Raw genomic sequence first — 20,481 nt, 5'->3', positions numbered from 1 at the left:
AGCACCCTGGTCCAGCGGCGCGCCGTGCGCGGGGCCGCAGACAGGGTGTCTTTGGGATTATGGAGACGGATGTAATTTTTTGTACATGTCTTTTTTGCCGTGGGGCCGATGCAAGCAGGCTCCTTCAGTCCCTCGCTTTGTCATCCTATGGATAGCGGATAGCGCGAGCCAGATAAGCGCCAGGGGCCGATGCAATGCAGACAGCACAAACAAAACGGCCTTGCCGGTGAGGGCAAGGCCGTGGAGTGGTCAGGGCATCGCGCAGGCCGATGCCGCGCGGGTCTGGCTACAAAACCCCGCTGGCCCGCAGTGCCGCGATGCGCGCTGGGTCCAGCCCCATCTCGCGCAGCACCTCGTCGGTGTGCTGGCCCAGTGCCGGCGGCGCATTGCGCAGCACCGGTGGCGTGGCCGACAGGCGCAGCGGGCTGGCCACGCCGGTGATCTGCTGCACCTTGTCGGTGGCTGCCTCGCCGTCCTTCCAGCGCGGCAGCGTCACGGCCAGGCCACGGGCCTGCACCTGCGCGTCGTCAAACGCCTGGGCAATGGTGTTGATGGGGCCGCAAGGCACGGCCTTGTCTTCCAGCAGCGTGATCCATTCGGCTGTGGTGCGCGTGCGGGTCACGGCCTCCATGGCGGGGATCAGCGCGGTGCGGTTTTGCACGCGCAGTGTGTTGGTGGCATAGCGCGGGTCGCTGGCCCACTGGGGCTGCTCGGCGGCGGCGCAAAAGCGCTGGAACTGCCCGTCGTTGCCAATGGCCAGCAGCATGTTGCCGTCCTGCGTGGGGAAGTCTTGGTAGGGCGCGAGGCTGGGGTGGCTGTTGCCCATGCGGCCGGGCGCCTTGCCGGTGGCGAGGAAGCCCGAGGCCTGGTTGGCCAGCACGGCCATGCCCACGTCGAGCAGCGCCATGTCGATGTGCTGGCCCTGGCCCGAGCCATTGGTGGCGTTGTCGCGCACGTGCAGCGCGGCCAGGATGGCGTTGCTGGCATACAGGCCGGTGAACAGGTCGATCACGGCCACGCCTACGCGGATGGGGCCGCCGCCGGGCTGGCTGTCGGCCTGGCCGGTGATGCTCATCAGGCCCGTCATGGCCTGCACCATCAGGTCGTAGCCTGCGCGCTCGGCGTAGGGCCCGTCTTGCCCGAAGCCGGTGACGGAGCAGTAGATGAGGCGCGGGTTGAGCGCGCGCAGGCTCTCGTGGTCCAGGCCGTATTGCTTGAGGCCACCGACCTTGAAGTTCTCCACCACGATGTCCGCCTCTTGCGCCATCTGCCGGATCAGCGCCTGGCCCTCGGGCGAGGCCATGTCGATGGTGACCGAGCGCTTGTTGCGGTTGCAGGCGGTGTAGTAGCTGGCCTGGTTGGTGTCGTTGCCCTCGGCGTCTTTCAAAAAGGGCGGACCCCACTGGCGCGTGTCGTCGCCCACGCCGGGGCGCTCCACCTTGACAACGTCCGCCCCCAGATCAGCCAGCACCTGGGTGCACCAGGGGCCCGCGAGCACGCGGGAGAGGTCGAGCACCTTGATGCCTGCGAGGGCGCCGGGAGAGGTAGAGGGGGTGGTCATGGTGTGGTGTACTATGAAATTGATAGCTGTCAGCGCATGATTGACTGGCGCTACAAGGCAAAAACACCGCAAAGGCGGTGTTTTTGCCGGTTTTCGGGGCGCAGGCCGATCAGTTGGCGAACGCTGCGATGCCCGTCTGGGCGCGGCCCAGGATGAGGGCATGCACATCGTGCGTGCCTTCGTAAGTGTTCACCACTTCCAGGTTCACCAGGTGGCGGGCCACGCCGAATTCGTCGCTGATGCCGTTGCCGCCCATCATGTCGCGCGCCAGGCGGGCAATGTCCAGCGCCTTGCCGCAGCTGTTGCGCTTGATGATGGAGGTGCCTTCCACGCTGGCCGTGCCCGCATCCTTCATGCGGCCGAACTGCAGACAGGCCTGCAGGCCGATGGCGATCTCGGTCTGCATGTCGGCCAGCTTCTTCTGGATGAGCTGGTTGGCAGCCAGGGGGCGGCCAAACTGCTTGCGGTCCAGCGTGTACTGGCGGGCAGTGTGCCAGCAGAACTCGGCCGCGCCCAGGGCTCCCCAGGCAATGCCGTAGCGCGCGCTGTTCAGGCAGGTGAAGGGGCCCTTGAGGCCCTGCACTTCAGGGAACGCGTTTTCTTCGGGCACGAACACATCGTCCATCACGATCTCGCCGGTGATGGAGGCGCGCAGGCCCACCTTGCCGTGGATGGCGGGGGCCGTCAGGCCCTTCATGCCCTTTTCCAGCACAAAGCCGCGGATGGGGCCCACGGCGCCGCCTTCAGACACTTCCTTGGCCCAGACCACGAACACGTCGGCCACGGGGCTGTTGGTGATCCACATCTTGCTGCCCTTGAGCTTGTAGCCGCCATCGACCTTGTAGGCGCGCGTGGCCATGCTGCCAGGGTCGGAGCCGTGGTCGGGCTCGGTCAGGCCAAAGCAGCCGATCCACTCGCCGCTGGCGAGCTTGGGCAGGTACTTCTGGCGCTGGGCTTCGCTGCCGAATTCATAAATGGGCACCATCACCAGCGACGACTGCACGCTGGCCATCGAGCGGTAGCCCGAATCCACGCGTTCCACCTCGCGGGCGATCAGGCCATAGGCCACGTACGACAGGCCGGGGCCGCCGTATTGCTCGGGGATGGTGGGGCCCAAGAGGCCCACTTCGCCCATCTCGCGGAAGATGCTCACGTCCATCTTTTCGTGGCGGAAGGCGTCCAGCACGCGGGGTGCCAGCTTGTCCTGGCAATACGCTGCGGCGGCGTCGCGGATGGCGCGCTCGTCGTCGGTCAGTTGCTGGCTCAGGAGGAAAGGGTCATCCCATTGAAAAGCGGCGTGGGCCATGTGTGTCTCCAGGTCGGAAAGGGGGGAAGAAAAAAACGAATCTGGAACGCATCGTAGGCCTTGGGGTGGTGGCCCGCAAGCGAGTTCTTTTCATCCAGACATGCGTTTATGGAATGTATGGAATACTGGCGGCTAGCTAAACCAAGGCGTGGCTGGTCACTTAAAAATTCCTCTTCATCATGCGCCGCAACATTCCATCGACCCAGGCCCTGGCCTGTTTTGAAGTGGCCGCCCGCCACGAGAGCTACACCCGCGCTGCGCAGGAGCTGTCACTCACGCAAAGCGCGGTGTCGCGCCAGATCCAGGCGCTGGAAGAGTTTTTGGGCGTGGCACTGTTTCGCCGCACGCGCCACGGCGTGGTGCTGACGCCTGCGGGCGCGCACTATGGCCGCCAGGTGGCGCGCTGGCTGCAGGGGCTGGAGCGCGATACGCTGGACGTGATGGCCCACCAGGGCGAGGGCGGCACCCTTACGCTGGCCGCGGTGCCCACCTTTGCCACGCGCTGGCTCATCCCCCGCCTGCCGCACCTGGCGCAGGCGCATCCCGATATCGTGGTGCACATCGACACGCAGACACGCCCCTTCTTGTTTGCCGACACCACCTTCGATGCCGCCTTGTATGCCGGCACGCCCGAGCAGGTGGCCAACTGGCCCGGCGTACAGGCGCAACTGCTGATGCACGAAGACGTGGTGCCCGTGTGCAGCCCGCGCCTGCTCGAATCGGCCGCGCCCCGGGGCCGGGGCCGCGCCCACCAGCCCGTGGCCGCCGAGGCGCTGGCCGAGCTGCCGCTGCTGCAGCAAAGCACACGCCCCTACGGCTGGCGCCAGTGGTTCGATGCCATGGGGGTGGAGGCACCGCACGCGCTGGATGGCCCGCGCTACGAGCTGTTCTCCATGCTGGCCGTGGCCGCCACGCATGGCATGGGCGTGGCGCTGATCCCGCCGCTGCTCATCGAGGCCGAGCTCGCCAGCGGCGAGCTGGTGGTGGCCTGCAACCGCCCGCTGCGCGGCGAGCGGGCGTACTACCTCATCAGCCCCGCACAGGCCCAGCCCCCGGTGCTGGCCACGTTTGCGCGCTGGCTCCAGCACATGGCAGAGGTGGGTAGCCCGCCGGTTGCGGGATGACGCGCTTGCGCCCACGGGGGCTGTGAACTAATCTGGCCGCGCGGAAGTCTGTCTTTCATTCAGCAACCTTGTTGGAGAGCGACCACCATGACCACTTACCACGCTCCGCATTTCGACCCCACCGTGGACGAGATCGAGACCCTCAAGCAACTGGAGATGGGCGAAGTCATCACGCTGCCCCATGCGCTCAAGGACCATGTGTCGGGGCGACTGCTCGAATGGGGCTTCATCACCAAGGGGACGGGGGGTGAGCTGGCCATCACCGCCAGTGGCCGCCAGCTGATCCGGCGACAGGACAACTGACCCCGCGCGTCAGCCGGCCCCTTGTGCGCATCCGTCGCGCGGTGTGGCGTGGGACCTCCGTGCGGATTGGGTGCCTTTGGCTAAATCCTGGTGCGCGGGCTGGGGTATCCGGGCCCTGTGCCTGCCGTGTGCAGCGTTGGGCCTATCCTGTGCCATTCCTCTTGTCTGGAGCCGCCGTGCCCGTTTTGTCCCGTTTGCGCACCACCCTGTGCATCGCCGCGCTGGCCGTTGCCGGTATGCTGCTGGCGGGCTGCAGCACGGTGCGGCTGGCGTACAACCAGGTGCCCCACCTGGCGTACTGGCAGCTGAACCGTTACCTTGACCTGTCGGACGCGCAGACGGAGCGCGTGCGGGGCGACCTGGGCGACCTGCACCGCTGGCACCGCGACACCATGCTGCCCCAGCATGCCGAGCTGTTGCAAAAGGTGCAGCAGCAGTTGCCAGCCACCATCACCCCCGAGCAGGCCTGCCGCATCTATGACGAGGCACGTACACAGCTGGACAAGGTGCTGGCCCAGGCCGAGCCCAAGGTGGTGTGGCTGGCCTCGCAGCTGTCCGAGGCGCAGATCCGCAATCTGGAGCGCAAGCAGGCCGACAGCAACGCTGACTGGAAATCCGAATGGCTGGACCCATCGCCCGACAAGATGCGCGAGCGCCGCTTCAAGGACCTCTCGTCGCGGCTCGAAACCTTTTATGGCGCGCTGGACGAGCCCCAGAAGGCCGTGCTGCGCGCCTTTGTCGCCCAGTCGGCTTTTGACCCGCAGCGCACCTACGCCGAGCGCGTGCGCCGGCAAAAAGACCTGGTGCAGGTGCTGCGCAGCATCCAGGCCGACCGTGGCAACACCGCCCAGGCCCGCACGCTGATGCTCGGCTTTCTGGACCGCGTGGTGACGTCACCGGACGTCGCCTACCAGCGCTACGCACAAGCGCTGGTGGCCGAGGGCTGCGAGGGGTTTGCGCGCCTGCACAACGCCATGACGCCTGCGCACCGGCTGCGTGCGGCGCAATCCCTCAGGGGTTATGAGCAGGACTTCCTGTTGCTGGCTGCGCGCTGATGTGCAGCGCGAGGGTGGGGCGAAGCGCAAAGGCTGCTGCCGCGACGCGAAGGTCAGCAGAACATCATCGCCAGCAGGGCCGCATCCTCGGCCATGTTCTGCAGGGCATAACCCGCCAGCCGGTAGGCCAGCACGGTGGCGTGCGCGATCAGGTCTTGGGCGGTCATGGAGGGTGGTGCGGTACGGCGCAGGGGTGTGCAGGCCCCCAGTGCAGGTGTCAGATCGTCCAGCCCAGCAAAAAGGCCGATAGCTCGTGGAAGCTACCGGCCTTGTTGACTGTGGTGCCCGGGGCCGGAATCGAACCGGCACGCCTTGCGGCGGGGGATTTTGAGTCCCCTGCGTCTACCAATTTCACCACCCGGGCGGAATATGTGAAGCCCTGAATTATGGCACAGTAGGGCGTATGAAATATCCGACGATTGAAGACGCGGTAGGCAACACGCCGCTGGTGGCGCTGCAGCGCATTGGGGCCCAGGACAACGCGGCGCGGGGCAATGTGGTGCTCGGCAAGCTGGAAGGCAACAACCCGGCGGGGTCCGTCAAGGACCGGCCTGCACTGTCGATGATCCGCCGCGCCGAAGAGCGTGGCGATATCCGCCCTGGCGACACGCTGATCGAGGCCACGTCGGGCAATACCGGCATCGCTTTGGCGATGGCCGCGGCCATCAAGGGCTACCGCATGGTGCTGGTGATGCCCGAGGATTTGTCCATCGAGCGTGCGCAGACCATGAAAGCCTTTGGTGCCGAGCTGGTGCTCACACCCAAGAGCGGCGGCATGGAGCACGCCCGTGACCTGGCCGAGGCCATGCAAAAGCGTGGTGAGGGCAAGGTGCTGGACCAGTTTGGCAACCCCGACAACCCCCGCATTCACTACGAAACCACGGGCCCCGAGATCTGGGAGCAGACCGGCGGGCGCATCACCCACTTTGTGAGCGCGATGGGCACCACGGGCACCATCACGGGCGTGTCGCGGTTCCTCAAGGAGAAGAACCCTGCCATCCAGATCATCGGTGCACAGCCCGAAGAAGGCTCGCGCATCCCGGGCATCCGCAAGTGGCCGCAGGAGTATCTGCCCAAGATTTATGACGCCAGCACGGTCGATGAGCTGGTGTATGTGAGCCAGGACAGCGCCGAAGACATGTGCCGCCGCCTCGCGCGCGAAGAGGGCATTTTTGCCGGCATCTCGGCTGCAGGCGCGTGCTGGGTGGCGCAGCAGATCGCAGCGCGCGACAGCAATGCCACCATCGTCTTCATCGTGTGCGATCGGGGCGACCGGTATTTGTCGACCGGGGTGTTTCCTGCGTGACCTGTGGAATGGCCTGCGCAGTGGGCTCCAGGGCATTGCCGGGCGCCTCCTCGCAGGTTTTTGAATCAGAATGGCTGCTTGTGCTAGTTGAACATGCCTCAGCAGCTACATAAAAGATAGCATATGCCCTACGAAGTTCGTTTTTGCCCCCACTGTGCCACCGAGTTGCAGCCCATCACGCTGGCCGAGGATGGCGGCGACAAGGAGCGGCTGCGCTGCCCCGCCTGCGGCTGGACGCACTGGAACAATCCCACGCCCGTGCTGGCTGCCATTGTGGAGATCGACGGCAAGGTGCTGCTGGCGCGCAATGCGGCATGGCCGGGCAAGATGTTTGCGCTGATCACCGGCTTCATGGAGGCGGGCGAGTCGCCCCAGGAGGGCATTGCGCGCGAGGTCAAGGAAGAGACCAACCTCGATGTGCAGTCCACCACCCTGGTGGGTGCCTACGAGTTTTTGCGCATGAACCAGGTCATCATTGCCTACCACGTGGTGGCCACCGGGCAGGTGCAACTGTCGCCGGAGCTGGTGGACTACCGGTTGTACGATCTGCCAGACCTCAAATGCTGGCCTGCGGGCACGGGCTACGCGCTGGCCGACTGGCTGCGCACACGGGGCCACGAGCCCGTGTTTTTCACGGCCGAAGAAAATGCAGAACGCCGCCGTGGGCTGGACGAACAAGCCCCGGCCGCGACGCCGCCAAAGGATTGATGACCATGGACATTCACAAAGAAATCGACACCCGGGGCCTGAATTGCCCCTTGCCCATCCTCAAGGCCAAGAAGGCGCTGTCGGACATGGCCAGCGGCCAGCTGCTCAAGGTGGTGGCGACAGACAACGGATCGCTGCGCGACTTTCAGGCGTTTGCCAAGCAGACCGGCAACGAGCTGGTGGAGCAACAGACCGTGGGCGAGGAGTTCATCCACATCCTGCGCCGCCGTTGAACGTAAAAATGGCTGCCAGCGCTTATCCAATAAGCACGGGCAGCTATCGATTTTGAAGTTTCAGAGGGCTTGGCCGGCTGCGTTTACAGCGCCAGGTTCTTTAGGTAGTCCCGGAAGTGCGCCCCCACCTGCGGGTGCTGCAGGGCCAGTTCCACCGTCGCTTCCAGAAATCCTTCCTTGCTGCCGCAGTCGTAGCGTTTGCCTTCGTACTGGAAGGCGTACACGGCTTCATTGTTCATCAGGCGCGCAATGCCATCGGTGAGCTGGATCTCGCCGCCCACGCCGCGCGGCTGGTTGCGGATCTCGTCAAACACGCCGGGCGTGAGGATGTAGCGGCCCGCCACGCCCATGCGCGAGGGGGCATCGGCCGCCTTGGGCTTTTCGACAATGCGCTGGATGCGGATCAACGGGCCACCGGCAGGCTCGCCCGCCACGATGCCGTACTTGTGCACCTGGTCCTCGGGCACCTCTTGCACGGCGATCACCGATCGGCCTTGCTGGCGGAACGCGGTCGCCATCTGCGCCAGCACGGGCTGACCGCCCTGGGGGCCCACCATCAAATCGTCAGCCAGCAGCACGGCAAAGGGCTCCTTGCCCACCAGGGGCTCCGCGCACAACACTGCGTGGCCCAGCCCTAACGAGCGCGGCTGGCGCACAAAGGCGCAGTCCATGTCGCTGGGCTGGATGGAGCGCACCAACTCCAGCAGTTCCTTCTTGCCGGCTGCCTCCAGCTCGGCCTCCAGCTCGTAGGCGGTGTCGAAGTGGTCTTCAATGGCGCGCTTGCTGCGGCCGGTCACAAAAATCATGTGGCGGATGCCGGCGGCGTATGCCTCTTCCACTGCGTACTGGATCAGCGGCTTGTCCACCACGGGCAGCATCTCCTTGGGGCTGGCCTTGGTGGCGGGCAGAAAACGCGTGCCCAGTCCGGCAACGGGGAAAACGGCTTTGCGAACGGTCGTGGCAACAGTCATGGGGCTCCTCTGGACGGATGGGTGACGGTGTGCCCGGGCTGCACTGCAGTCCGTAACCCACACCGGCAAAACATGAAAACGGGGCGGACAGCCCCTACGGGACGGGCTGCCATGGCGCAGTATGGCCCGGGTTTTAGCCCAGCCTTGTCAGCTGATCGCGCAATCTGCCCAGCGTGGCGCCGAAGTCGGCAATGCGCTTTTTCTCCTGCTCGATCACCGCCGCAGGGGCCTTGGCCACAAAGGCTTCGTTGGACAGCTTGTTGTTCGCCTTGGTGATCTCGCCGTCGATGCGGGCGATTTCCTTGGACAGGCGCGCCTTCTCAGCCGCCACGTCGATCTCCATGTACAGGCACATGCGGGCGTCACCCACCACGGCCACGGGCGCGGCCTGTGCGGCGGCGGCCCAGGCGGACTCGTCGTCAAACACCTTCACCTCGCTGAGCTTGGCCAGCGCCTGCAGCACCGGGCCCACGCCACGCATGAACTCGGTGTCGCCCACCACGTACAGGGGCAGGCGGGTGGAGGGAGACACGTTCATCTCGCCCCGCAGCGCGCGGCATGCGTCCACGAGGCCCTTCACGCGGCCCATGTGGGCAATCGCGGCCTCGTCGATCTTCTCGGGCTGGGCCTGGGGGTAGCGCGCAATGCTGACCGATTCGCCCGGGATGCCGGCCACAGGTGCCACCACCTGCCACAGGGCCTCGGTGATGAATGGGATGATGGGGTGGGCCAGGCGCAGGATGGCTTCCAGCGTGCGGATCAGCGTGCGGCGCGTGGCGCGTTGCTGCGCTTCGGTGCCGTTCTGGATCTGCACCTTGGCGATCTCCAGGTACCAGTCGCAGTACTCGTTCCAGACAAAGTCATAGATCGTGTTGGCCACGTTGTCCAGGCGGTATTCCTCAAAGCCCTTGGCGACTTCGGCCTCGGTCTTTTGCAGCAGCGAGCTGATCCAGCGGTCGGCCTGGCTGAACTGCATGTAGCCGTGGGCCGCGCCGCCGGGCTGGCACTCTTCCTTGGTGTGCTCTTTCAGGCCACAGTCCTGGCCTTCGCAGTTCATCAGCACAAAGCGGCTGGCGTTCCAGAGCTTGTTGCAGAAGTTGCGGTAGCCCTCGCAGCGCTTGCTGTCGAAGTTGATGCTGCGGCCCAGCGATGCCAGTGCGGCAAACGTGAAGCGCAGCGCATCGGCGCCATAGGCCGGAATGCCCTCGGGGAATTCCTTTTGCGTGTTCTTGCGCACGGTGGGCGCGGTCTCTGGCTTGCGCAGGCCGGTAGTGCGCTTGTCGAGCAGGGGCTCCAGCGCAATGCCGTCGATCAGGTCCACCGGGTCGAGCACGTTGCCTTCGGACTTGGACATCTTCTTGCCCTGCGCGTCGCGCACCAGGCCGTGGATGTACACATGCTTGAACGGCACGCGGCCCGTGAAGTGCGTGGTCATCATGATCATCCGGGCGACCCAGAAGAAGATGATGTCGTAGCCCGTGACCAGCACGGTGCTGGGCAGGTACAGGTTGAAGTCGTCGGTGGCGCTGTCGCCCTGGTTGGGCCAGCCCATGGTGCTGAAGGGCACGAGGGCGGACGAGTACCAGGTGTCCAGCACATCCTCGTCGCGACGCAGCTTCTTGCCGGGCGCCTTGGCCTGGGCTTCGGCTTCGTCGCGGGCCACGATCACGTTGCCTTCTTCGTCGTACCAGGCCGGAATCTGGTGGCCCCACCACAGCTGGCGGCTGATGCACCAGTCCTGGATGTTGTTCATCCACTGGTTGTAGGTGTTCACCCAGTTCTCGGGCACAAAGGTCACTTCGCCGCTGGCCACCGCGTCGATGGCCTTTTGCGCAATGCTCTTGCCCGTGGGGTCCTGGTCGCTCACCTTGCTCATGGCCACGAACCACTGGTCGGTCAGCATGGGCTCGATCACCTGGCCGGTGCGGGTGCAAATGGGCACCATGAGCTTGTGCTTCTTCACCTCGACCAGCGCGCCGATGGCTTCCAGGTCGGCCACCACGGCCTTGCGGGCCACGAAGCGGTCCATGCCCTGGTACTTGGCGGGGGCGTTCTCGTTGATGGTGGCCTGCAGCGTCAGCACCACGATCATGGGCAGCTTGTGGCGCTGGCCCACGGCGTAGTCGTTCTGGTCGTGCGCGGGGGTGACCTTAACCACCCCGGTTCCGAATTCCTTGTCCACGTACTCGTCGGCGATCACCGGGATCTGGCGGTCGCACAGCGGCAGGTTGACCATCTTGCCGATGAGGTGCGTATAGCGTGCATCCTCGGGGTGCACCATCAGCGCCACGTCGCCCAGCATGGTTTCAGGCCGGGTGGTGGCCACCGTCAGGCTGCCCGATCCATCGGCCAGGGGGTAGGCGATGTGCCACAGCGATCCGTCTTTTTCTTCGCTCTCGACTTCCAGGTCGGACACGGCGGACTGCAGCTTCGGGTCCCAGTTCACCAGGCGCTTGCCGCGGTAGATCAGGCCCTGCTCGTAGAGCTTCACGAAGGTGTCGGTGACCACCTTGGAGAGCTTGTCGTCCATGGTGAAGTATTCACGGCTCCAGTCCACGCTGTCGCCCATGCGGCGCATCTGCGTGGTGATGGTGTTGCCGGACTTTTCCTTCCACTCCCACACCTTGCTCACAAAGTTCTTGCGCGCCTCGGGCGGGGTGGGGCCCATGTCGTAGCGGCTGATGCCTTGCTCCTGCAACTGGCGCTCCACCACGATCTGCGTGGCGATGCCCGCGTGGTCGGTGCCCGGCACCCACACCGTGTTGAAGCCGCGCATGCGGTGGTAGCGCGTGAGGCTGTCCATGATCGTCTGGTTGAACGCATGGCCCATGTGCAGCGTGCCCGTCACATTAGGCGGGGGCAGCTGGATGGAAAAGGCGGGCTCGCCCGCCTGGGGCTGGCCCGTGCCACGGTGGCCTGCGGTGCCATACCCGCGCTTTTCCCATTCGGGGCCCCAATGGGCTTCCAGCGCGGCAGGTTCAAACGACTTGGACAGGCTTTCGAGGCCGGGTTGTGGTTGGGGCGTGCTCATGGGGTGTCGCAGTGGGGGCAGTGGGGCGGAGCGGCCGCAGGGAGCGCTCCGACGAACAAGAGGGTGAACCGCACATTTTAAGGGACCGCCACCCCGGCGCTGGCCCCGCGGGGGCTTGGGCCGTTTGGCAATTGCGCGCCGTCTGTCGGCCGATTCTTTCCAATGGTTACCTTGAGCCTGGGTGCGCGGGTGAATGCGTCCCGATAATCCCGCCCCACAGAGCGAGGAGGGCGCGGCAACGCGGACCAGGCTCTGAGAGCGGCTAACAAAACTCCCCTGGCGTCGTTGTCTCGCCTTGTCGTACTGCTTGTACTGCCTGCGGCGAAACGCCTAGCCAGGGCCGCTCCGCTGAGTTTTGTTAGCCGCTCTAAGGATCACGATTTACAACAAGGACTGGTGCAGTGGCTTGCGGGGGGCGTTCAGCCTTCCGGTGCCACGGTGCCGGGCCGTCACAACCATCTGAACCTATGACGTTTCAATCTGCCTGGCGCCTGGGCCTGGTCAAGGTCTTTGCCTATGCGCTGCTGGCGCTGTTTCTGGTGCCTGCGGTGACCTACGTGTTCACCCGCCATGTCCAGACCGACCAGGACACCCGTTTTGTGGCCGGTATCAGCCAGCGCATCGATGCCGAAAAGGGCCTGCCCGCCGACGAGAAGCAGGCGCGCAAGGACTACTACCGCAGCAACCCGCCGTCCACCATCTGCAGCAATGCGGACCCCGAGGCCCGCGAATACCGCGAGGCGCTGTGCGACACCTTCTCCGATGTCTGGCAGTTCCACATGGCGCGCAAGCTGTCGCTGTGGACGCTGGTGGCCAGTGCGGCGCTGCTGCTGGCGGTGCTGGGGCTGGGGGCACTGGCGTTTGCTGACCGCACCCTGCAGTACGCGAGCTTTGTGGCGGGCTGGCGCCTGACCTCCTGGGCCAGCGCCACGGCGCTGGTGGTGCAAGGGGCAATGGCAGTGTGGCTGTCGTTCTGGGTGACGGCGTTTTTCTTCCACAAGTACTCGCCCAAGCTGGTGCTGTTTGTGGGGTTTGCCGTGGCGGCGGGGGTGCTGGTGGCGGTGGCGGGCATCTTCAAGCGGGTGCAGTCCAGCAACCAGGTGGTGGGCGAGCTGGTGGCCGAGGCCGATGCGCCGCTGCTGTGGCAGCGCATCCGCCACCTGGCGCAGCGCCTGAAGACCGAGCCGCCCCGGCACATCGTGGCCGGCATCGATGCCAACTTCTTCGTGACCGAGGCTCCGATCACCGTGGGCCAGCAAACCCTCACGGGCCGCACGCTGTTTGTGAGCCTGCCGCTGCTGCGCATCCTGGACCAGACCGAGGCCGACGCCGTGCTGGGCCATGAACTGGCCCACCTGCGCGGGGGCGACACGCGGCGCAGCGCGCAGTTGGGGCCCAAGCTGGTGCAGTTTGACCACTACCGCCATGCCATCCGCACCGGCGGGCTGTCGGCCATGGCGTCGCCCCTGCTGGACCTGTACCGCACCATCTTCGAAATCGCCCTGGCCAGCGACAGCCGCGAGCGCGAGTTCAAGGCCGACCGCCTGGCGGCCAAGCTGGTGAGCCCGGCGGCGATTGCACAGTCGCTGGTCAAGATTGCCGCCTACGCCCAATACCGCTACCGCATCGAGGACGAACTGTTCGGCCGCAACGAGCGGCACGACAACAGCACGCTGGGCATTGCCAGTTTTGTGGCCCAGGGCCTGGCGCCGTACGCAGCATCGCCCGACTTTGTGGATGCGATGAAGACGGCCAATGTGCCGCACCCCTTCGACTCACACCCCGCCATGCCCGAGCGCCTGCGCAACGTGGGCATGGCCCTGAAAGAGCGCGACTACGGCGCCATCGCCGTGCGAGTGCCCGCCACCACCTGGGTGCAGGAGATCCTGACTGCCGACGCCATCGAGCAGCGGCTGTGGAGCGCCTACGAGCAGCAGTTTGCGCAAGATCACGAGCGCAGCCTGGCCTACCGCTACGAGCCCGCCAACGACGAGGAGCGGGCCCTGGTGCTGCAGTACTTCCCGCCCGTGGTGTTTGCCCTCAAGGGCGACGCGACAGTGGAGGTGAGCATTGACGGGATCCGTACCTCGGCCGATGAGACCACGGTGTTCTGGGACGCCATCAAGGGGCTGGAATTCAAGGAAAGCAGCTTTGGCAACGCGCTGATCGTGACCCACCCCGAAAAGAACGCCCTGGGCCTGGGCGCCAAGACCAGCAAGATCAAGCTGCCCGGTCTCAAGAAGGACAAGGACCAGTTCAACGCCGTGGTGGGGGCCTACTGGCAGCGCCACCAGATCATGCGGGCGCAGCAGCAGGCAGCGGGATAGCTGCTATCTTTTGTATAGCTTTTGGGGCAATGGGATGTAGCGCTTCAGCGCTGCAGGGCCAAAAATCCCATCGCAAAGCGGTGGGAGGGCCGTTGGACGGGGCTGCGCACCACAGCCAGTGCAGCCGGCCCCATGGACCGTGGAGGCCTCTGGGGTCAGGTCGGCTTACTTGCGCACAAACTCCGGCCGGTCGTTTTGCTGGGGCTTGAGCGGCGCATCCACCTTGCCTTCGGCGCGTTCCTTGCGCCATTGCTCCTTGCGCGCCGTCCACTCGCGCAGGCGGGCGTGGGCCACGGTGCTGTCTTTTTCCATCTGCTCGTCATTGGCCAGCTGGGCCGACAGCTCCAGGCGAATGCCGTTGGGATCGAAGAAATAGATGCTCTTGAAGATGTGGTGGTCCGTCACGCCCAGCACTTCCACACCATGCGCCTCCAGGCGCTGCTTGGTGTTCTCCAGCTCCTGCACGGTGTTCACGCGGAACGCGATGTGGTTGACCCACAGGGGCGTGTTGGGCGAGGGCTCGGCCTTCACATCGTCGCCCAGGTCGAAAAAGGCGATAAACGAGCCGTCCTGCAGGCGGAAGAAGAAGTGGGTGTAGGGGCAGTACTCGCCGGTGCTGGGCACATAGTCGCTCTGGATGATGTGGTACAGCGGCAAGCCCAGGATGTCTTCATAGAACTGGCGCGTTTCCTCGGCGTCGCGGGCCTTGTAGGCGTAGTGGTGCAACTGCTGGACGGCGGCGGGTGCCGGCAGGTTGGCCAGGTCGGTCGGGTTCAGAACGGCGTTCATGCAGAGTCTCCTCAAATCGGTGAATGCAATTCTACTATTCGTAATTGATTTACGTTAAGTTAATTTTTTATACCCAGAAGGCTTGCAGATGAGGAAGGGCTGGCCCAAAGAAAAAGCCACCCGGTGCAAGGCGCACGGGTGGCTGGTCGCAAGCAGCCGGAGGCAGGGCGGAGCAAGTCAGACCGCTGCACCCCAGGTCTGCTCGGCCTGGTTTACTGCTTCACGGCTTCGATCTGCACCACCAGGCGCACGTTCTTGGGGAAGCCCCATTCCACGCCGTAGTTCATGCCCCACTGGGTGCGGTCAATGGTGGCTTCAAAGTCGCCGCCGCACACTTCGCGCTTGAGCATGGGGCTGTCGTAGCAGTTGAACTGGTTGGCCTTGAGGGTCAAGGGGGCGGTCTTGCCCAGCAGCGTGAGCTGGCCTTCCACGCTGGCGACCTTGTCGCCGTTGAAGACGAACTTGCTGGAGACAAACTTCATCGTGGGGTGCTTGGCCGCGTCGAACAGGTCAGCGCTTTGCAGGTGCTTGTCAAAGGCGGGCGTGCCCGTGTTCACCGAGGTCACATCGAACGTGATCTCGGCCTTGCCCGACTTGCCGGCCTTGTCGAACTGGACGGTGCCTTCCTTCTTGTCGAAGCGGCCACGGTTCACGGCAGCGCCAAAGTGGCTGATCTCGAACGAGGCAAAGGTGTGCGTCGGGTCGATGGCGTAATTGGCCGATTGAGCTTGGGCAGCACCGGCGAACAGGGTGGCAGCGGCGGCCAGGGCGAAGAGGGACTTGCGCATGGAAACTCCTGATGGGTCAAAAAGGAAAGGACAAAGGGAAAGGGGAGGTCGCTAGCAGCGGCGGCCAAATGCAGAGGGGCGCAGCGCTCAGAGCTTGCCGATGCCGGTCAGCGCGAGCTTGAACTTGACCTGTACGTCGTCGGCCACCATGGAGGTGTCGGCCCACTCGTTTTCGCCAATCTTGAAGGCCAGCCGCTTGATGGGCAGCGCGCCTGTGGCGGTGGTGGTGGTGCCGTTCTGGGTCAGCGTCACGGGCACCACCACGTTCTGGCTGTTGCCCTTGATGGTGAGCGCTCCCGCCACTTCAAACTTGCCGCCGCCCAGGGCCTTGATGCTGGACGACACGAACTGGGCCTGCGGGAACTTGGGCACGTTGAACCACGCGGGCTTGGGCAGCTCTGCATCGGTCTCGCGGGAGCCCAGCGTGGCGCTGCCGGTGTCCACCGTGAAGGCGATCTTGCTGGTGGCCAGTTTGGCCGGGTCAAACGCTACCTGGGCGCTGAACTTCTTGAACTGGCCTTCCAGTGGCACGCCCATCTGGCGGGCGGTGAACTGCACCTCGCTCTGCGCGGGCACCAACTGCTGCTGGGCCAGGGCGGCTTGCGCGCCCGCAACGAGGGCAGCGCCGATCACGATGCGGGACAAGGTAGAAGACAGATGCATGCAGAAACTCCGTTCAATTCACAAAAGGTGGAAGCGGTGGTCGCAGGGGGGCGAGCGACCTTTGAGGTGCGCAAGGCGCCCACCAGGGGTTGCCATGGCGCCCTGGAGGTGGAGGCTGGTTATTTCCCGGGGAGCATGCGGTGCAGCAGGCCATCACGGTCGACCAGCTGGTGCTTGAGCGCTGCGGAGATGTGCAGCAGCGCCAGCGCGGCCAATGCAAACGCGGTGTACTGGTGCCAGGGCTTGATGGCCTCGGCCAGGTCCTTGCTCACCGGCACAAGGTCGGGCAGCTGCCACAGGCCCAGGAACACGATGGGGAACCCCGCCGCCGAGCTGTAGGCCCAGCCAATCAGGGGCACGGCGAAGAAAAGCACGTACAGCAAGTGGTGGGTGCCGTGGTGTGCCAGCTTCTGCCAGCCGGGCATGGTCTTCTCGATCGCCTTGGGCAGCGCCGGTGGGCGGTGCGTGGCGCGCCACAGCAGGCGCAGCGCCGACAGCACCAGGATGGTCACGCCGGCCCATTTGTGCCAGTTGTACAGCTTCAGCCGTTGGGGCGAAAAGGGCAGGTCAGCCATGTAGACGCCGACGCCAAACAGAGCGATCAGCGCCAGGCCCAGCACCCAGTGCAACAGCATGGCGGTGCGCGTGTACCGGCGCGGGGTGTCGAGGGTCGTCGTGGAAGTGGCTGTCATCAGCGAATCTGGAGGTCGGTGTAAAAATGAGGTGAGCGAAGGCTGCAAGGGCCGCCGGACTTGGCGGCACAACGCGCTGGGCGATGGCGCAGTGTAGGAAGCGCTGGCTGTGATCAGCTTCAGGCAGATTGATGCCTTGATTCAAATTTATTGAATCGATATGCCTTGAGCGCTCAAAGTTCCCCAATGCTGTGCAATTTCTGCGGAGCGGCTATTTGCTGGCATCCGCAGGGCACCGGCGTGGCGCCTGCATGGACCTTGCTGGTGCGCCGGTGCCCCTGTGGAGACACCTTGGCGAATGGGGGAGGTGGCGTGGCTGCATCAAGTGCAGCGATGGCGGGCGGTACGGGGGCGGGGCGCCAGAGCAACCCGCGATGCCCGGGTTATCGGGCCAGCGCGGCCTGTTTCCAGGCGCTGACGGCGGCGCTGTCGTCGCCGCGTTGCTCGGCCAGTTCGGCCACGTGGCGCCAGGCGCTGGCGCGCATTGGCGCGTCGTTGAGCTGCTGGGCTGCCTGGGTCAGCAGCTGCTGGGCTTTGCCCCACAGCTGGCGCTTGAGGCAGGCCATGCCCGCCAGGTATTGCAGGCGGGCGTCGCGTGGGTTGGCTTGCTGGGCGGACTCGATGCGGGCCAGCCAGGGGCCGTCGAGCGCATCCAGCCCCGCCTCCAGCGCACGCACCAGCTTGAGGGCGTGTTGCTCGGCCAAGGCATCGGGCAGCTCCACCATGCGTTCCCACACGGGCAGCAACCAGGCACGCACCTGCGTGGCATCGCCACCCAGTGCAGCCAGCCGCTGGGCGGCGTGGATGGCCAGCTCGGGCATGTTGCGCTCGCTGGTCTCCAGCGACAGCCAGATCTGCTGCAACTGAGCGACATCGTGCGCGCTGTTGATGAGTTCGGTGGCCAGGCCGCGCACGATGCTCTGTGCGGCATTGGGTGAGAACGCACGGTGCTTGCCCAGCAGGCGTGCGGTGTCCAGCGCCTCTTGCGTCTGGCGCGCCAGACGGGTGGCCTTGAGCTTGATGCGCAGCGCCAGAGTGCGCCGCGCGGCTCCCTGGGGCAGGGCTGCCAGGCGGTCGAGCGCCGCGTTGGCATCGCGGTCGTCCAGCGACCAGCGGGCGGCGCGCATCTGGGCGCCTTCGTGCATTTCCTGCTCGTTGATGGAGCCGCGCATGGGGGCTTCCTGCAGTGCGTCCTGCAGGTGGCTTTCGCGGGTGGCGCGGTCTTGCAGTGCGTGTGACGCCTCGGCGGCGATCATGTGGGCCAGCGCGCGCAGCTGCTTGCCGTGGGGCACCGCCTCGCCGCTGGCCTCCAGCGCGTGTTCTTGCGACAGCGCGGCCACAGCGGCCTTGCGCGAGCGGATGAACCGGCCTCCCAGCATGTGGGTCAAAGCGTCGAGCAGTGCACCGTGCATGGCACGCTCTTTTTGCTGCACGCGCCAGCGGCGTGCCTGGTGTGGCAGCGCCAGCAGCGCCGCCAGGGCCCGCAGCGCCGCATACACGGTGACAAAGCCGCCCACCAGCAGCAATACCACCATGTTGAGCGACAAGTCGATGCGGTAAGGCGGCCAGTACAGGGTGACGGTGCCCTGGTTGTTGCCCGCAAACAGCGCGGCCGCCACCGCCACGCCAAACAACGCCAAAAGCCAGAGTGCAGCGCGCATATTGTCAACGTCCCGCAGCGGCGGTGGCCAGGGCCGACAGGGTTTCGTCCAGGCGCGGCAGCTCGGCCGCCTTCATGCTGGCCTGGGCCTGCTGCAGGGTGGAGGCCACGTTCTGGGTGCGGCGCGATGCGGGGTCGAAATACTTGTTGAGCGCTGCGGTGGCCGCGGTCAGGTCGGCACGGGCCGACTCGAACTGGCGTGCCAGGATGCCCAGGCGTGCATTGAGCAGCTTGAACTTGAGGTTCTCGCGCAAAAAGAAGGTCTGCTCAGGGGCCAGCAAGATGGCTTCGGGCTGGTCGATGCGGCTCACGCGCACCAGGCTGCGGGCCTCGTCGCGCACCACCTCCCAGCTACGCTGCAGGGCCGCTTGCCACCAGGCCAGGCCCTCGGTGGGGGCGGGGGCACTGCCAGGGGCTGCGGGGCCGGCGGACAGGCGCTTGGTCGAGGCGGCCTGGGCCACGGCATTGAGCACGGGCAGGTCGTCCACCTGGCGCACCAGGTCGTCCAGGCGGGCCAGCAGGCCAGCGGTGTCGGTCACGGTGGCGCGGGTCAGGCGGTCCAGGTCGCGGCCGATGGCGCGCTGCACGGGGGCCAGGCGGGGCTGGGCAGAGCGCTCGATGCGTTGGTTGGCGCTTTTGAGCGCTGCCACCAGCGGCTCCAGGCTGCCGGTGAGCTGGGCCTGTTGCTGCGCCAGGCGGATGGCCGACTCAATGTCCACCACCAGGTTTTCATCGCGCGAACGCGACAGGCTTTGCATGAGTTCTTCGAGCTGGCTGCGCTGCAGGGCGACCTCGCTCACGCGGGCCTCCGCCACCGAGAGGCGAGCCGCTGTGTCGCGCACCAGCTCTTCGGCCTGGCGGGCCATGGTGCGGGCCTCGATGGCCAGGGCGCCCGAGTCGGCGGACTGCCGGGCCAGTTGCTCCTGAATGGCGCTGAGCTTTTGCCACAGCAGGCCGCTGCTGACCAATGCGGCCACCGCCACCGTGCCCAACAGCAAGGTCATGGCGCCACTGCGGCCGGTGGCAGCGGCTGGCGCAGCGGCCGAGGGGGCCGGGCTCACTGCTGGCGCGCCCACAGCGGCGGCCACAGGGGCTGCAGGGGGCGTGGAGGGCAGATCGTCGGGGGGCGCAGAACTCATGCGGCCGATTCTATCGAGGCCACCACGTCTTCCAGCGCCGGACGGCATTCCCGCACGGTGCCAAAGCCCGCTGCGCGGGCCGCTTCGGCGATGCGCGGGTGGGTGGTCAGCGCCTGTGCTGCGCCCCAGTATTGGCCGGGCAGGGCCTCGGCCAGGTGGGCCACCGCCTCGGAGCTGCTCAGCAGCCAGACAGCGCCGTCGTGCGCCGCCTGTTGCGCCAGCGCCACCTCCTGGGCCGTGAAGCGGGGCGCGCCGCGTTGGTAGGCCACCACAAACTCCACCTGACCGCCCTGCGCCTCGATCTGCTGGGCCAGCCACTCGCGCCCATTGCCCTGGGGCGATTCGTGTGCGCCCTGCGGCGTGGCGGAGCGACCGCGCACGATCAGCACGCGGTCGCCAGGCCGCACCTGGGGGGCCACTTGGCGCCACAGCGCTTCCGAGTCGAACTGCGGCGCGTCGGGCGCGGGCCCGTCGATGGCGCTGCGCGGCACGCCCGCCTGCTCCAGCGCGCGGGTGGTGCCTGGGCCGGGCGCCCATGCTCTTGTTTTTGTAGCTGCCAGGGCATGAATATCCAGCACTACAGGGTGATTTGGCTCAAAGAAGTGCGCCACGGCGTTGCCGCTGACAAACATCAGAGCGCGGTAGGTGCCGACGTTGGCGCGGGCCTCGTCCAGCGCCTGTCGCAGGGCAGCGTCCGTGCAGGGGCCAATCGCAATCAGGGGCAGCGCCACAGCCTGTATGCCGTGTGCGCCCAGTTGCGCCACCCAATGCGCCGCTTCGCGGGCAGGGCGTGTGACGATGACCCGGGGCGCTGAGGTGCCCATC

18 protein-coding genes and 1 tRNA gene are annotated in these 20,481 nt (G+C 65.9%); 7 read left to right on the top strand and 12 right to left on the bottom strand.

Annotation, left to right across the window (positions count from 1 at the left end):
* Nucleotides 1–286: 286 nt before the first annotated feature.
* Nucleotides 287–1,561: a CaiB/BaiF CoA-transferase family protein gene (locus tag ASD75_RS22650; RefSeq protein WP_056748254.1), complete on the bottom strand. Its 1,275-nt coding sequence runs from the start codon at nt 1,559–1,561 to the stop codon at nt 287–289.
* A 109-nt stretch (nt 1,562–1,670) separates the two neighbouring features.
* Nucleotides 1,671–2,867: an acyl-CoA dehydrogenase gene (locus ASD75_RS22645; RefSeq protein ID WP_015015345.1), complete on the bottom strand. Its 1,197-nt coding sequence runs from the start codon at nt 2,865–2,867 to the stop codon at nt 1,671–1,673.
* 179 nt (nt 2,868–3,046) lie between these two features.
* On the opposite strand from ASD75_RS22645, the gene ASD75_RS22640 reads away from it, so the two are divergent.
* The 3 genes from ASD75_RS22640 to ASD75_RS22630 all read left to right on the top strand — a co-directional run bounded on the left by ASD75_RS22640 (nt 3,047) and on the right by ASD75_RS22630 (nt 5,349).
* Nucleotides 3,047–3,991 carry a LysR family transcriptional regulator gene (locus tag ASD75_RS22640; RefSeq protein WP_056748252.1) on the top strand — a complete coding sequence of 315 codons (945 nt, stop codon included), beginning with the start codon at nt 3,047–3,049 and terminating at the stop codon, nt 3,989–3,991.
* 87 nt (nt 3,992–4,078) lie between these two features.
* Nucleotides 4,079–4,294: a hypothetical protein gene (locus ASD75_RS22635; RefSeq protein WP_015015343.1), complete on the top strand. Its 216-nt coding sequence runs from the start codon at nt 4,079–4,081 to the stop codon at nt 4,292–4,294.
* Nucleotides 4,295–4,470: 176 nt separating this feature from the next.
* Nucleotides 4,471–5,349: a DUF6279 family lipoprotein gene (locus ASD75_RS22630; protein ID WP_082565135.1), complete on the top strand. Its 879-nt coding sequence runs from the start codon at nt 4,471–4,473 to the stop codon at nt 5,347–5,349.
* Nucleotides 5,350–5,628: 279 nt separating this feature from the next.
* On the opposite strand, the gene ASD75_RS22625 is transcribed toward ASD75_RS22630, so the two are convergent.
* Nucleotides 5,629–5,713, bottom strand: a tRNA-Leu gene (locus ASD75_RS22625).
* A 39-nt stretch (nt 5,714–5,752) separates the two neighbouring features.
* Between ASD75_RS22625 and cysM the strand changes: the two genes are divergently transcribed.
* From cysM to ASD75_RS22610, 3 genes are all read left to right on the top strand, one after another.
* Nucleotides 5,753–6,655 carry a cysteine synthase CysM gene (gene cysM, locus ASD75_RS22620; protein WP_015015341.1) on the top strand — a complete coding sequence of 301 codons (903 nt, stop codon included), beginning with the start codon at nt 5,753–5,755 and terminating at the stop codon, nt 6,653–6,655.
* Between the two features lie 123 nt (nt 6,656–6,778).
* On the top strand, nt 6,779–7,363 hold the full coding sequence (locus tag ASD75_RS22615) for an NUDIX domain-containing protein (protein ID WP_056748250.1): 585 nt from the start codon (nt 6,779–6,781) through the stop codon (nt 7,361–7,363).
* Between the two features lie 5 nt (nt 7,364–7,368).
* Nucleotides 7,369–7,596 (top strand): sulfurtransferase TusA family protein, encoded by a 228-nt coding sequence (locus ASD75_RS22610; protein ID WP_056067086.1) that lies wholly within the window; start codon nt 7,369–7,371, stop codon nt 7,594–7,596.
* An 83-nt stretch (nt 7,597–7,679) separates the two neighbouring features.
* Here ASD75_RS22610 and galU read toward each other — a convergent pair whose 3' ends face one another.
* Entirely contained in the window at nt 7,680–8,567 is an 888-nt protein-coding gene (gene galU / locus ASD75_RS22605; protein ID WP_056066808.1) for a UTP--glucose-1-phosphate uridylyltransferase GalU, read from the bottom strand.
* 133 nt (nt 8,568–8,700) lie between these two features.
* Nucleotides 8,701–11,598 carry a valine--tRNA ligase gene (locus ASD75_RS22600; protein ID WP_056748247.1) on the bottom strand — a complete coding sequence of 966 codons (2,898 nt, stop codon included), beginning with the start codon at nt 11,596–11,598 and terminating at the stop codon, nt 8,701–8,703.
* Between the two features lie 467 nt (nt 11,599–12,065).
* Between ASD75_RS22600 and ASD75_RS22595 the strand changes: the two genes are divergently transcribed.
* Entirely contained in the window at nt 12,066–13,925 is a 1,860-nt protein-coding gene (locus ASD75_RS22595; protein ID WP_056748246.1) for a M48 family metallopeptidase, read from the top strand.
* Between the two features lie 165 nt (nt 13,926–14,090).
* On the opposite strand, the gene ASD75_RS22590 is transcribed toward ASD75_RS22595, so the two are convergent.
* From ASD75_RS22590 to ASD75_RS22560, 7 genes are all read right to left on the bottom strand, one after another.
* Complete coding sequence (locus ASD75_RS22590) at nt 14,091–14,714, bottom strand: VOC family protein (RefSeq protein ID WP_056748244.1); 624 nt, start codon at nt 14,712–14,714, stop codon at nt 14,091–14,093.
* 212 nt (nt 14,715–14,926) lie between these two features.
* Nucleotides 14,927–15,502 carry a YceI family protein gene (locus ASD75_RS22585; protein WP_015015334.1) on the bottom strand — a complete coding sequence of 192 codons (576 nt, stop codon included), beginning with the start codon at nt 15,500–15,502 and terminating at the stop codon, nt 14,927–14,929.
* Nucleotides 15,503–15,589: 87 nt separating this feature from the next.
* Entirely contained in the window at nt 15,590–16,165 is a 576-nt protein-coding gene (locus ASD75_RS22580; protein WP_056748242.1) for a YceI family protein, read from the bottom strand.
* A 119-nt stretch (nt 16,166–16,284) separates the two neighbouring features.
* The gene (locus ASD75_RS22575; protein ID WP_056748240.1) at nt 16,285–16,857 is read right to left on the bottom strand and encodes a cytochrome b; all 573 of its coding nucleotides are present in this window, start codon (nt 16,855–16,857) and stop codon (nt 16,285–16,287) included.
* 383 nt (nt 16,858–17,240) lie between these two features.
* Nucleotides 17,241–18,518 (bottom strand): heme biosynthesis protein HemY, encoded by a 1,278-nt coding sequence (locus ASD75_RS22570; protein WP_056066830.1) that lies wholly within the window; start codon nt 18,516–18,518, stop codon nt 17,241–17,243.
* 4 nt (nt 18,519–18,522) lie between these two features.
* Nucleotides 18,523–19,656 carry a uroporphyrinogen-III C-methyltransferase gene (locus tag ASD75_RS22565; RefSeq protein ID WP_056748238.1) on the bottom strand — a complete coding sequence of 378 codons (1,134 nt, stop codon included), beginning with the start codon at nt 19,654–19,656 and terminating at the stop codon, nt 18,523–18,525.
* Entirely contained in the window at nt 19,653–20,480 is an 828-nt protein-coding gene (locus tag ASD75_RS22560; RefSeq protein ID WP_056066838.1) for a uroporphyrinogen-III synthase, read from the bottom strand. Before ASD75_RS22560 ends, ASD75_RS22565 begins: the two co-directional genes overlap by 4 nt.
* Between the last annotated feature and the right edge of the window lies 1 nt (nt 20,481).

It is taken from the genome of Acidovorax sp. Root568 (assembly GCF_001427445.1).
GTDB classification, from domain to species: Bacteria; Pseudomonadota; Gammaproteobacteria; order Burkholderiales; family Burkholderiaceae_C; genus Acidovorax; species Acidovorax delafieldii.
This window is presented reverse-complemented; position numbering and strand designations above follow the sequence as displayed.

Coding starts and splice junctions, on each gene's coding strand:
- ASD75_RS22600 (WP_056748247.1), bottom strand. CDS start 11,598: ATGAGCACGCCCCAACCACAACCCGGCCTCGAAAGCCTGTCCAAGTCG.
- galU (WP_056066808.1), bottom strand. CDS start 8,567: ATGACTGTTGCCACGACCGTTCGCAAAGCCGTTTTCCCCGTTGCCGGA.
- ASD75_RS22645 (WP_015015345.1), bottom strand. CDS start 2,867: ATGGCCCACGCCGCTTTTCAATGGGATGACCCTTTCCTCCTGAGCCAG.
- ASD75_RS22650 (WP_056748254.1), bottom strand. CDS start 1,561: ATGACCACCCCCTCTACCTCTCCCGGCGCCCTCGCAGGCATCAAGGTG.
- ASD75_RS22560 (WP_056066838.1), bottom strand. CDS start 20,480: ATGGGCACCTCAGCGCCCCGGGTCATCGTCACACGCCCTGCCCGCGAA.
- ASD75_RS22565 (WP_056748238.1), bottom strand. CDS start 19,656: ATGAGTTCTGCGCCCCCCGACGATCTGCCCTCCACGCCCCCTGCAGCC.
- ASD75_RS22590 (WP_056748244.1), bottom strand. CDS start 14,714: ATGAACGCCGTTCTGAACCCGACCGACCTGGCCAACCTGCCGGCACCC.
- ASD75_RS22570 (WP_056066830.1), bottom strand. CDS start 18,518: ATGCGCGCTGCACTCTGGCTTTTGGCGTTGTTTGGCGTGGCGGTGGCG.
- ASD75_RS22640 (WP_056748252.1), top strand. CDS start 3,047: ATGCGCCGCAACATTCCATCGACCCAGGCCCTGGCCTGTTTTGAAGTG.
- ASD75_RS22575 (WP_056748240.1), bottom strand. CDS start 16,857: ATGACAGCCACTTCCACGACGACCCTCGACACCCCGCGCCGGTACACG.
- ASD75_RS22615 (WP_056748250.1), top strand. CDS start 6,779: ATGCCCTACGAAGTTCGTTTTTGCCCCCACTGTGCCACCGAGTTGCAG.
- cysM (WP_015015341.1), top strand. CDS start 5,753: ATGAAATATCCGACGATTGAAGACGCGGTAGGCAACACGCCGCTGGTG.
- ASD75_RS22585 (WP_015015334.1), bottom strand. CDS start 15,502: ATGCGCAAGTCCCTCTTCGCCCTGGCCGCCGCTGCCACCCTGTTCGCC.
- ASD75_RS22610 (WP_056067086.1), top strand. CDS start 7,369: ATGGACATTCACAAAGAAATCGACACCCGGGGCCTGAATTGCCCCTTG.
- ASD75_RS22635 (WP_015015343.1), top strand. CDS start 4,079: ATGACCACTTACCACGCTCCGCATTTCGACCCCACCGTGGACGAGATC.
- ASD75_RS22580 (WP_056748242.1), bottom strand. CDS start 16,165: ATGCATCTGTCTTCTACCTTGTCCCGCATCGTGATCGGCGCTGCCCTC.
- ASD75_RS22595 (WP_056748246.1), top strand. CDS start 12,066: ATGACGTTTCAATCTGCCTGGCGCCTGGGCCTGGTCAAGGTCTTTGCC.